Raw genomic sequence first — 9,469 nt, forward strand, 5'->3', positions numbered from 1 at the left:
CGTGGAAGGCGGGGGTGAACCACATTTTGAGCACGCCATCGGCAATCGCCTGGAGGCCCTTGCTTTCGACCGTTGCGATGCGTGTGTTCCAGCTGTCCGTCGTGCCGATCTTGTGCGCCGTGTCGCAAAGGATCAGGCCTTCGACGATTTCAGGTCGCCTGGCATAGAGCCCCTGCGCGATCATGCCGCCGACCGACAGGCCGCACAGCACGACTTTGCTCAATTCGAAATGATCGATGAGGCCCGAGAGATCATCGACATGATCGTCGATCGACCTGATGTCGCCGATGTCGGACAGCCCGTGACCGCGCTTGTCATAGACCAGCAGCGGCATTTCACCATCAAGCGCCGAGACAATTTCGTCCCAGATCCGGAAGTCGGTGCCCAGTGAATTGATGAATATGATAGGGCGCGCATTACCGCTCGCCTTGATGTGGCGATGGTGCAGCGTGATGCCGCCGATGGTGAGGAATGGCACGGTTTCGGTCCTCCGCCCCCACATTGCACAAGGCGTTTGGTTCGGTAAAATGATATTTTGCGTCGTTTCATTAACTCATGGGTTATTAATTCATGTCCGAGAGCCGGATCCGGTTCCGCCATTTGCAGGCATTCCTGGAGGTCGCGCGGCAGGGAAGCGTGGCACGAGCGGCTGACTTGCTGCATGTCAGCCCGCCGGCAGTGACCAAGACATTGCGCGAGCTGGAAGGGGCGCTGGGGGTTGCGGTGGTCGAGCGCGACGGCCGTGGCATCCGACTGACGCGCATTGGCGAGATCTTTCTTCGCCATGCCGGAACGGCGATCACGGCACTCAAGCAAGGCGTCGATTCCGTCCGCCAGGACGGAGCGGTCAGCCGGCACCCGATCCGCATCGGTGCGCTGCCGACAGTGTCGGCGCGGGTGATACCGCTCGCCATGGGCCTGTTCCTCGAGGAGGACACAGGTGCGGCGATCAAGATCGTCACCGGCGAGAACGCCGTGCTGCTCGAACAGTTGCGCACCGGAGCGCTCGATCTCGTCGTCGGAAGGCTGGCGGCGCCGGAAAACATGACCGGCTTCTTCTTCGAGCACCTCTATTCTGAACCGGTGCTGTTCGTGGTGCGAGCCGGACATCCGCTGCTTGATCCGGGACAGGATGTGTTCGCACGGCTCGACGAATTCCCGATGCTGATGCCGACGCGGGAATCGGTCATCCGCCCCTTCGTCGACCGCCTGTTCATCACCAACGGCATGACGGCGCCGGCAACCGAGATCGAAACCGTTTCAGACTCCTTCGGCCGCGCCTTCCTGCGGCAAAGCAATGCCGTCTGGATCATTTCGGCTGGCGTCGTTGCCAATGAACTCGGCAGCCGCGCCTTCGTCGCCCTGCCGGTCAACACCGAGGAAACCAAGGGACCGGTCGGCCTGACCATGCGGACCGACACCGCGCCCTCGCCGGCCTTTTCCATCCTGCTGCAGACCATCCGCGAAGCGGCAAGGCAAAGCGGCTGATGCGTCAGGCTGTGCGGGATCGTCATCGGCAGAAGGCAGTCGGGTCGAGGTCGAAGACCCGTCCCGGATTGAGGATGTTTCTCGGGTCAAGCGCTGCGTTCAGCCGCCGCATCGTGGCGATCTCGGCGTCGCTGCGGACCAGATGCAGCCACTTCTTCTTGTCGAGGCCGATGCCATGTTCGGCCGAAACGCCGCCTGCCGGGCGTCGTCCGTGTCCGTCGGCAATGTAAAACAGGACAATCATCCTGTATCGATCACGATGGATCGTGATCGATACCGGAGAGTTGTCTTACTGAAGCTTGGCTTGCAGCGCGTTGACATCGTCGGTGGTCATTTCACCGTCCGTTGCCACCTTGCCGTCGACGATCTTCCACAGGCGGAACGGGCCGGTGATGTCGCCATATTTGTCGAAGGCGACAGGGCCGATGACACCTTCATAGCGGATCGGCTTGCCGTCCTTAATCAGGCCGAGCGCCTTGGCGAACTCTTCCTTGCCGGCAAAGATCGGCGTGCCGGCCGGATCGACGGCCTTGTACATCGCATCCTTGATCTTGGCCGGGTCCTCAGAACCGGCAATGGCGATGGCCAGACCAACAATCGCGCCGGCATCATAGGAGCGGTCGGCCGCCGGATTGGTCGGTTCGATGCCGGAGAATTCCTTGTAGTTCTTGGTGAAATACTCCGTCGAGGCCGTCGGGCTGGTGCCGGAGGACGTGCCGTAGGCTTCCTTCAGATAGTCGGCGCCGACGGACTCGATGAAATCAGGGCTGTTCATGCCGTCATTGAGCAGGAATTTCTGCACGCCGCCCTGCGAGATCCAGGTACGGGCGACCGTAGCGCCGTCGACCGGCGTGCTGACGAGATAGAGGCCGTCGGGCTCGCCGGCCATCGCCGCCGTGACTTCCGAGGCATAGCTCGACTGCTTCTCATTGTAAGGCGTGTCGGAGACGATGGTGCCGCCGAGCGCTTTGTAGGCGCGCGAGAATTCGGCCACCATGTTGACGCCGAAATCGTTGTTGACATGGATGATCGACAGCTTCTTGAAACCCTTGTCGACGGCGTATTTGGCGGCGGCGACGCCCTGCAGCGCATCCGAGGTGATGGTGCGGAAGAAGATGCCGTTGGTCTTGCCGTCGCGGCCGAGCGCGGTCAGCGTCGGCGAGGACGAAGCCGGCGAGACCTGGACGATCTTGGCAGGTGCGGTGACCGAGGTCAGGATCGGGATCGACACCGAGGAGATGATGCCGCCGATGATGACCGGCACCTTCTTGACCTGAACCAGCTGGGTGGCGGCGTCGACGGCGACGTTGCCCTGGCTCTGGCTGTCGCGCGTGTCGGTGACGAGATCGCAGCCGCGTACGCCACCGGCTTCGTTGAGGTCGCGGAAGGCCATCTCGACCGACTTGGCGCCGGCCTGGCCGTATTCGCCGGCCGGGCCGGTCAGCTCCATGACGAGGCCGACGGTGATCTTGCAATCGGCGGCTTGCGCAGCACCCGCCATCGTGACGAGAGCGAGCGCGGTGGTGAGTTGGAGTATCGTCTTTGTCATTGTTGTTCCCCTTTCGTTACTCGACTGTATTTGAATTCTGGAGCCTGTTCAGCGTTCCGGCACCTGCAGCCAGGTTTCATGCAGGTGTCGCCATTCGACGCCGTTGGGCGCCGATGAACTGGTGGTGAAGACGGCGCTCGACTGGCGACGGCTGTGCTTGCCTGCGCGCAGCTGCGCTTCGACATAGAGGACGACGATGGTATCGGCGTCCTGCCAGCCGGGCCGGATGTTCTCGATCGAAATGGCAAAACCATCGTCGCAGGAAGCGCGGCTTGAGCGGACATGGTCGACGACCGCTTCGCGGTCGAGGATCTGTCCGTCCGGCGCCACCATGCTGAGGTCTTCGCCCATGGCGCGTTCGAAGCGGCCGAAGTCCACCGTGTTGGCACGCGCAGCGACGAACCAGTCGACGAAGAAGCGGTGCAGGTCGATGATTTCGGCGCTGGCGCGTGAAAACAGGGAGGGCTCGCCGCTCATTTCTTCCCCGCATTGAGGTTGTAGTGCATGATCGAGCCGTGGCGGCCATGGCGGTCGCGCTCCAGCGTATAGACGTCGCCCTCAAGGCCGGTGCCTTGTGCGATGACGGCGGCAATCCGCACCCGGTCCTCGGCGTCGAGCGCAACGTCCATGATCTTTGCATTGGCCAGCGCATGCGCCTGGTTGCGGGCGCCGACGATGACGGCCGCCACTTGCGGCTGCTCCAGCACCCAGGCGCTGGCGATGGTGGCGATGTCAACGCCGTGGCGATCGCCAACGGCCTTCAGCGCCTGAAGCAGGTGCTGGAAAAGGCCCCAGCCGCCGAAATCGTCGATGATCAGCTTGTATTTGACCAGCGAACGGTTTTCGAGCGGCGTGGCGGGTTCGGCCGCACCGAGCCATTTGTCGCTGAGGAAACCGCCGGCAACCGAGCCATAGCAGAGGAAACTGACGCCGTTCTGTTTTGCGAGTGCCGCCAGGCTGTTGCCCGGGCGTTGGTCGAGCACGGAATACTGCAGTTGCTGGCTGACCAGCGGGATGCCGGCAGCTAGGATTTCGGCCAGGCGCGACGTGTCGAAATTGGTGGTGCCGAGATTGCGCACCTTGCCTTCCAGCCGAAGCTCGTCGAGCCAGCCCATCGCCTCGACATAGCGAGGCTGCGCATAGTCCCACCAGTGGAACTGAACGAGATCGAGCCGCTCGGTCTTCAGCCGCCGCAATGACTGGTCGACGATGCTCCTGATGTAGTCGCGGCTGATGCTGGCCAGTCGTTCGAGGTCGGGCACCAGCTTGGTGTGCACCTTCATCCGGGCGGCGACATCGAGGCCGCGCTCACTGGCCAGTCGCAGGCGCGCGGCGCCGATCAATTCCTCGACGCCGGTGTAGATGTCGGCGCAATCATAGGTCCAGATGCCGGCATCGAAGGTGGCGATCAGATCGGCCACCGCCTGGCTGCGGTCGATGGCGCCGTGGCCGCCGGCCAGCTGCCAACCGCCGCGGATGACGCGCGAGATGGTGTAGCCAGAGCCGAGTTCGAAGGTCTTGGCACTCATCTCAGGTCATCCTCTTTAGGCAGCGGCACCGCCGTGGTCTCGGCGTGGCTGAACCGCCGCTTGGCCATCCTGACGATCCTCAGCCGGCTGCCGCAATTGGGATCGGGACAAGCGATCTCCGCGTCCGAGGTCATCCAGTCGTTCGGGTGGGTTGGGCGCTGCTTGGCCGCCAGCAGAGGCAAGACGGCGGCGAGCGAATAGATCGAAAAACCCTGCCCTGCCGGCATCGACAGCATCTCGCCCTTAAGTTCGAAATAGTCGCCTTCCTTGGCGCCGCAATAGATCGGCTTGCCCTCCGGGATGACCGCCTCGACGCGAAGATCGAACAGCTCGAAACTGTCGTCGGCCATTCAAGCCTCCATCAGGCTGAAGGTAACATCGCAGGCGCCGTTGCGGCGGATGACACCGCAAGCGGCGGCGAACCGGTCACGCTCTTCGACGCGCACTTGCGCCACCACGCTGCCGGCCAGCCAGCCGATCGGGAACAAGAGCCGCGCGCCCTGCCCGTAGTAGAGGCCGATGTCGAAGATCGCATTGGGATTGCCGCCCCACATGCGTGGCGGCACGTAGGAAAGCACGATGTCGCCCGGCTGCGGCGTCAGCGTCGCGTTCTCGGCCGGCAACGGTTTCGCATAGGCCTGGCCCTCGAGATCGGCCGCGGGAACCGGACAGGAGATTTCCGGCCCCGTCCACATCGCATGGATGCCAGGGACGACACGTGGCGTGCCGAGATAGGCCGAGAGGAAGGCAGCGTTTTCCGGTGCCTTCTCGGGCAGCAGCAGCGCCGTGACGGAAAGCTGCGAGCGCGGCTCGGTGATCCTGATGGCGGTCATGTCTGGTCTTTCGCGGCGGCGGCCTGCAGCTTGCTGCGCAGGAAGGTGAAGGGGCGGCTGATGTCGGCGACAAGCGATTCGCGCGCCGCCTGCGCATCCTGCGTGGACAGCGCCATGACGATGCGGCGGTGATACTGGGCGGTGTCGACTTCGCCGGCCTCCGAGAAGGCATAGATAGCGACGCGGATGCAGGGCCCCGATTGCAGCCACAGGCTCTCGATCATTGGGATCAGCACGGCCGAGCCGCAGGAGCGGTAGATCTCGAAATGAAAGCTCTGATTGAGCGTCACTTCGCGATCGACGTCCTTCTTGTGTTTCAGCGCCCGCATCTCGTCCCATTCGCCGAGAATGGTTTCGATGGTGGCGATCTGGCGCGGGCCCATGCGGGCGGCGGCCAGCGCGATCGCTTCGCCCTCGATCAGGATGCGGGCACGCAAGAGATCATCCAGCCGTTCCAATGTGATCGGCGGCACACGCACCGAACGGTTGGGCAGCGCCTCCAGCGCCTTTTCCGTGATCAGCCTGCCGAGCGCCTCGCGCACCGGCATGGTCGAGGTGACCAAGGCGTCAGCTAGGCCACGGATGGTCAGCACCTGGCTCGGCTCGAACAGGCCGCCGATCAAGGCGCGGCGCAATTCCGAGTAGACGCGGTCCTGCACAGTTTCGCGGCCGACTGGCGCAAGCTGGGCCGCGATCGCCTCGTTGTTCTTTTCGATGGCAGCCTTTTGCATGGAATTCCGTTCTTGGCCGGTTTTCGGCTTGCGGATGAAATTAAAGCCGAATAGCGTGATCAAAGCAAGTGTGATCACAAATCATAATCAGGAGACGGCAACGATCGTCTTCGGCCAGAGGGTTTGATGAGCGAGGCAACCAAACGGCAAGGGGAAACCCGCGCGCCGGTTCTGACGGCAAGGAATGTCGTCAGGCGGTTCGGCGGCCTTGTCGCGGTCAACGATGTCTCGTTTGACGTCAAAGCGGGAGAAATCCTCGGCTTGATCGGCCCCAATGGTGCCGGCAAGACGACGATGTTCGACCTGCTCGCCGGCAGCATCCTGCCGACCAGCGGCGAGATCCTGCTCAACGGCACGCCTGTCTCGGGCGAAGCCGCGCATCTGCGCATCGGTCATGGCCTTGGCCGAACTTTTCAGATCCCGCGCCCGCTGCCCAATCTGACGCTGATCGAAAACATTATGCTGGCCGCACAGGGCCAGGCCGGCGAAAAGCTGCTCGCCAATTTCATCACGCCATGGCGCGTCGCCGCGCAGGAAAGAGCCGCCAGGACAAAGGCGCTCGAACTGCTGGAACTGGTCACCCTCACCCATCTCGCGCATGAGCCGGCGCGGGTGCTTTCCGGCGGCCAGCGCAAGCTGCTCGAACTCGCCCGCGTGATGATGGCCGACCCGGCGATCATACTGCTCGACGAACCGGCGGCCGGCGTCAACGCGACGCTGCTGGAGGTCATCATCGACCGCATCCGGGACATCAACGCGCGTGGCATCACCTTCCTGCTGATCGAGCACAATATCGATATGGTGACGCGGCTTTGCCATCGCGTCCTCGTCATGGCGAGCGGCCAGCTGCTCAGCGAAGGCACGGCCGAAGAAGTCGCTCGCGACCCACGTGTCATCGAGGCCTATCTCGGAGGCGCGGCATGAGCGAGATCGTCCTCGATGTCCGCGACCTCGAAGCCGGTTACGAGCCCGGCGTGCCGATCGTGCGCGGCGCCTCGATCACTGTCAAAAAAGGCGAGATCGTCGTCGTGCTGGGCCCCAACGGCGCCGGCAAGTCGAGCTTCATCAAGGCCATCGCCGGCCTCGTCCCGATCACCGGTGGCACGGTGTTTCTGGACGGCAAGGACATTACCGCTGCGCCTGCCCACACCATGGTGCGGCTTGGACTGGCCTTCGTGCCGCAGACCGAAAACATCTTCCCGCTGATGTCGGTCGAGGACAATCTCAGGGTCGCCTGCGGCGTCCTCGAGCGGCGCGAAATCCCTGCCCGCATCGAGGAGATGTATGCCGCCTTCCCAGACCTCGTCCGCCAGCGCCGCACCGCCGCCGGCAATTTGTCGGGCGGACAGCGGCAGATGCTCGCTGTCGCACGGGCGCTGATCGTCCACCCCAGAGTGCTGGTGCTGGACGAGCCGTCGGCCGGCCTGTCGCCGAAATTCGTCTCGATGGTGTTCGAGATGCTGGCCGGCATCCGCAAGTCCGGCGTCACCATCCTGCTGGTCGAACAGAATGCCAAGGCGGCGCTCGCCATCGGCGACCGCGCCTATGTCCTGGTCGAAGGCAAGGACCGGCACGAGGGCATCGCCTCCGAATTGTGGAACGATCCGGTGGTCGCCGAACTCTATCTCGGCCAGCGCCCATCTAAGGCAGGGAAAGGAGGTGAGGCATGAGCCTGCAATTTGTCGTCGACGGATTGCTGACGGGTTCGATGATCGGCCTCGGCGCCATCGGCGTGACGCTTACCTATTCGATCCTGCGCTTCTCGAACTTCGCCCATGGCGACTTCATGGCATGGGGCACCTATGCGACGCTGGCCGTCGTCAGCGCCATCGGTGCGACAGTAGGCAAGGTGGCGCCGATCGCACCGCTGTCCTTCGGCTGGCCGCTCATTGTTGCGCTCGTTATCGGCATGGCCTTCACCGCGCTCTTGGCGCTGCTGCTCGACAAGGTGCTGTTTTCGCGGCTTCGCTCGCAAGGCCAGGCGATCATCGTGGTGATGGCGAGCTTCGGCGCCTCGATGGCGCTGAGAAGCCTGCTCGAATTCACCTTCACCTCGCGGCCGACCTATTTCAGCCGCGCGATCCAGATCGCCATGCCGGTCGGCTTCGGCATCCGCATCACACCCGACCAGATCGCGCTTTTGCTGCTGACCGCGGTGCTGGTGCTCGGCGTGCATCTGTTGATAACGCGCACGCAGACCGGCCGCTCGATGCAGGCCTTGAGCCAGAACGCGGCGCTGGCCCGCATCGTCGGCATCGATGTCGCCAGCGTGGTGCGCGTCACCTGGGTCATCGGCGGCGCTCTCGCCTGCGTGGCCGGCGTGATGATCGGCATTCTGGTGCAGATCCGCCCGTTCATGGGCTTCGACATGCTGCTGCCGATGTTCGCCGCCGCCATTCTCGGCGGCATCGGCAGCATTCCCGGTGCGGTGCTCGGCGGCCTGATCATCGGGCTCGCCGAGGCTGGTGCGGTGCAGTTGATCGGCGCCGAGTGGCGCGCCGCCGTTTCCTTCATCATCCTGATGGCGGTGCTGTTCGTGCGGCCGATCGGCCTGTTTGGTGTAAGGGAACGCTGATGGACCTGCTCGGCTACGGCGCCTTCTTCCTGACCACAGCGCTGATCTTCTCGCTGGTCACGCTAGGGCTCAATTTGCAGTGGGGCCTGACCGGGCTGTTCAATGTCGGCCTCGCCGGCTTCGTCGCCATCGGCGCCTACACATCGGCGCTGCTGACCACACCGGACGATGCCGCGCGGCTGGGCGGCTTCGGCCTGCCGATCCTTGTCGGCTGGGCGGGCGCCATGGTCGTCGGCGGCATCGCTGCAGCGCTTACCGGCATGGCAACGCTGCGGCTGAAATCCGACTATCTGGCGATCACCACCTTCGGCGTCGCCGTCGTCGTGCAACTGGTCGCGCTCAACGCGCAGAAACTGACCGGCGGCCCGTTCGGCATCGGTTTTATTCCGCGCCCCTTCGGCAGCCTTGCCGAGACGCCGCTGCTGTTCAACCTGTCCAACCTTGGCGTGGTCTCGGTGGTGACGCTGATCGCCTATCTCGCCTTGGAACATTTGTCGCGCAGCCCGTGGGGGCGGGTCTTGAAGGCGTTGCGCGAGGATGAGCGGGCGGCGATCTCGCTTGGCAAGAGCGCGCGTTTCTACCGCGTCCAGGCCTTTGCCGTCGGCGGCGCCATCATGGCGCTGGCCGGCGCGCTGCAGGCGCATTTCACCGGCTTCATCGCGCCGGACAATTATCTGCCGATCCTGACCTTCCAGGTCTGGGTGATGCTGATCGTCGGCGGTTCCGGCAGCAATCTCGGCGCCGTCATCGGCAGCATCCTGGTG

Annotated in this window: 12 protein-coding genes and 1 pseudogene; 5 read left to right on the plus strand and 8 right to left on the minus strand. The window is 63.8% G+C overall.

The annotated features are described in order from the left end of the window. Window positions 1–478 (minus strand): alpha/beta fold hydrolase (locus tag EOC06_RS41845; protein WP_245469372.1); only part of this gene is annotated, 478 nt, incomplete at its 3' end. 92 nt (window positions 479–570) lie between these two features. On the opposite strand from EOC06_RS41845, the gene pcaQ reads away from it, so the two are divergent. Continuing rightward, window positions 571–1,488: a pca operon transcription factor PcaQ gene (gene pcaQ, locus EOC06_RS06700; RefSeq protein ID WP_128307389.1), complete on the plus strand. Its 918-nt coding sequence runs from the start codon at window positions 571–573 to the stop codon at window positions 1,486–1,488. A 22-nt stretch (window positions 1,489–1,510) separates the two neighbouring features. Here pcaQ and EOC06_RS06705 read toward each other — a convergent pair. From EOC06_RS06705 to EOC06_RS06735, 7 genes and pseudogenes are all read right to left on the minus strand, one after another. Further along, window positions 1,511–1,684 (minus strand): annotated as a pseudogene (locus EOC06_RS06705) (FAD-linked oxidase C-terminal domain-containing protein); the annotation flags it as partial. A gap of 93 nt (window positions 1,685–1,777) precedes the next feature. Continuing rightward, window positions 1,778–3,037, minus strand: a complete 1,260-nt coding sequence (locus tag EOC06_RS06710) for an ABC transporter substrate-binding protein (protein ID WP_128307390.1) — start codon at window positions 3,035–3,037, stop codon at window positions 1,778–1,780. Between the two features lie 48 nt (window positions 3,038–3,085). Then, window positions 3,086–3,514 carry a hypothetical protein gene (locus tag EOC06_RS06715; protein ID WP_128307391.1) on the minus strand — a complete coding sequence of 143 codons (429 nt, stop codon included), beginning with the start codon at window positions 3,512–3,514 and terminating at the stop codon, window positions 3,086–3,088. Then, window positions 3,511–4,566, minus strand: a complete 1,056-nt coding sequence (locus EOC06_RS06720; RefSeq protein ID WP_128307392.1) for an aldo/keto reductase — start codon at window positions 4,564–4,566, stop codon at window positions 3,511–3,513. The genes EOC06_RS06715 and EOC06_RS06720 overlap by 4 nt, the downstream gene beginning before the upstream one ends. Beyond that, the gene (locus EOC06_RS06725; protein ID WP_128307393.1) at window positions 4,563–4,916 is read right to left on the minus strand and encodes a TIGR04076 family protein; all 354 of its coding nucleotides are present in this window, start codon (window positions 4,914–4,916) and stop codon (window positions 4,563–4,565) included. Before EOC06_RS06725 ends, EOC06_RS06720 begins: the two co-directional genes overlap by 4 nt. Beyond that, entirely contained in the window at window positions 4,917–5,399 is a 483-nt protein-coding gene (locus EOC06_RS06730; RefSeq protein ID WP_127270673.1) for a DUF3830 family protein, read from the minus strand. Continuing rightward, a complete protein-coding gene (locus EOC06_RS06735) occupies window positions 5,396–6,130 on the minus strand; it encodes a GntR family transcriptional regulator (protein ID WP_127270675.1) in 735 nt (244 codons plus the stop codon). Before EOC06_RS06735 ends, EOC06_RS06730 begins: the two co-directional genes overlap by 4 nt. A 126-nt stretch (window positions 6,131–6,256) precedes the next feature. On the opposite strand from EOC06_RS06735, the gene EOC06_RS06740 reads away from it, so the two are divergent. The 4 genes from EOC06_RS06740 to EOC06_RS06755 form a co-directional block, all read left to right on the plus strand. Beyond that, the gene (locus tag EOC06_RS06740; RefSeq protein WP_127398307.1) at window positions 6,257–7,054 is read left to right on the plus strand and encodes an ABC transporter ATP-binding protein; all 798 of its coding nucleotides are present in this window, start codon (window positions 6,257–6,259) and stop codon (window positions 7,052–7,054) included. After that, complete coding sequence (locus EOC06_RS06745) at window positions 7,051–7,800, plus strand: ABC transporter ATP-binding protein (protein ID WP_127381440.1); 750 nt, start codon at window positions 7,051–7,053, stop codon at window positions 7,798–7,800. Before EOC06_RS06740 ends, EOC06_RS06745 begins: the two co-directional genes overlap by 4 nt. Next, window positions 7,797–8,705, plus strand: coding sequence for a branched-chain amino acid ABC transporter permease (locus EOC06_RS06750; RefSeq protein WP_127327031.1), 909 nt, complete (start codon window positions 7,797–7,799; stop codon window positions 8,703–8,705). Before EOC06_RS06745 ends, EOC06_RS06750 begins: the two co-directional genes overlap by 4 nt. After that, the coding region (locus tag EOC06_RS06755; protein WP_164898491.1) for a branched-chain amino acid ABC transporter permease at window positions 8,702–9,469 on the plus strand (768 nt) is incomplete at its 3' end. The genes EOC06_RS06750 and EOC06_RS06755, both read left to right, overlap by 4 nt.

The organism is Mesorhizobium sp. M7A.F.Ca.MR.362.00.0.0, from assembly GCF_004023175.1.
GTDB lineage: Bacteria > Pseudomonadota > Alphaproteobacteria > Rhizobiales > Rhizobiaceae > Mesorhizobium.

Bases quoted from the DNA above. Each gene is read 5' to 3' on its own strand.
- pcaQ (WP_128307389.1), top strand. From the start codon at position 571: ATGTCCGAGAGCCGGATCCGGTTCCGCCATTTGCAGGCATTCCTGGAG.
- EOC06_RS06710 (WP_128307390.1), bottom strand. From the start codon at position 3,037: ATGACAAAGACGATACTCCAACTCACCACCGCGCTCGCTCTCGTCACG.
- EOC06_RS06715 (WP_128307391.1), bottom strand. From the start codon at position 3,514: ATGAGCGGCGAGCCCTCCCTGTTTTCACGCGCCAGCGCCGAAATCATC.
- EOC06_RS06720 (WP_128307392.1), bottom strand. From the start codon at position 4,566: ATGAGTGCCAAGACCTTCGAACTCGGCTCTGGCTACACCATCTCGCGC.
- EOC06_RS06725 (WP_128307393.1), bottom strand. From the start codon at position 4,916: ATGGCCGACGACAGTTTCGAGCTGTTCGATCTTCGCGTCGAGGCGGTC.
- EOC06_RS06730 (WP_127270673.1), bottom strand. From the start codon at position 5,399: ATGACCGCCATCAGGATCACCGAGCCGCGCTCGCAGCTTTCCGTCACG.
- EOC06_RS06735 (WP_127270675.1), bottom strand. From the start codon at position 6,130: ATGCAAAAGGCTGCCATCGAAAAGAACAACGAGGCGATCGCGGCCCAG.
- EOC06_RS06740 (WP_127398307.1), top strand. From the start codon at position 6,257: ATGAGCGAGGCAACCAAACGGCAAGGGGAAACCCGCGCGCCGGTTCTG.
- EOC06_RS06745 (WP_127381440.1), top strand. From the start codon at position 7,051: ATGAGCGAGATCGTCCTCGATGTCCGCGACCTCGAAGCCGGTTACGAG.
- EOC06_RS06750 (WP_127327031.1), top strand. From the start codon at position 7,797: ATGAGCCTGCAATTTGTCGTCGACGGATTGCTGACGGGTTCGATGATC.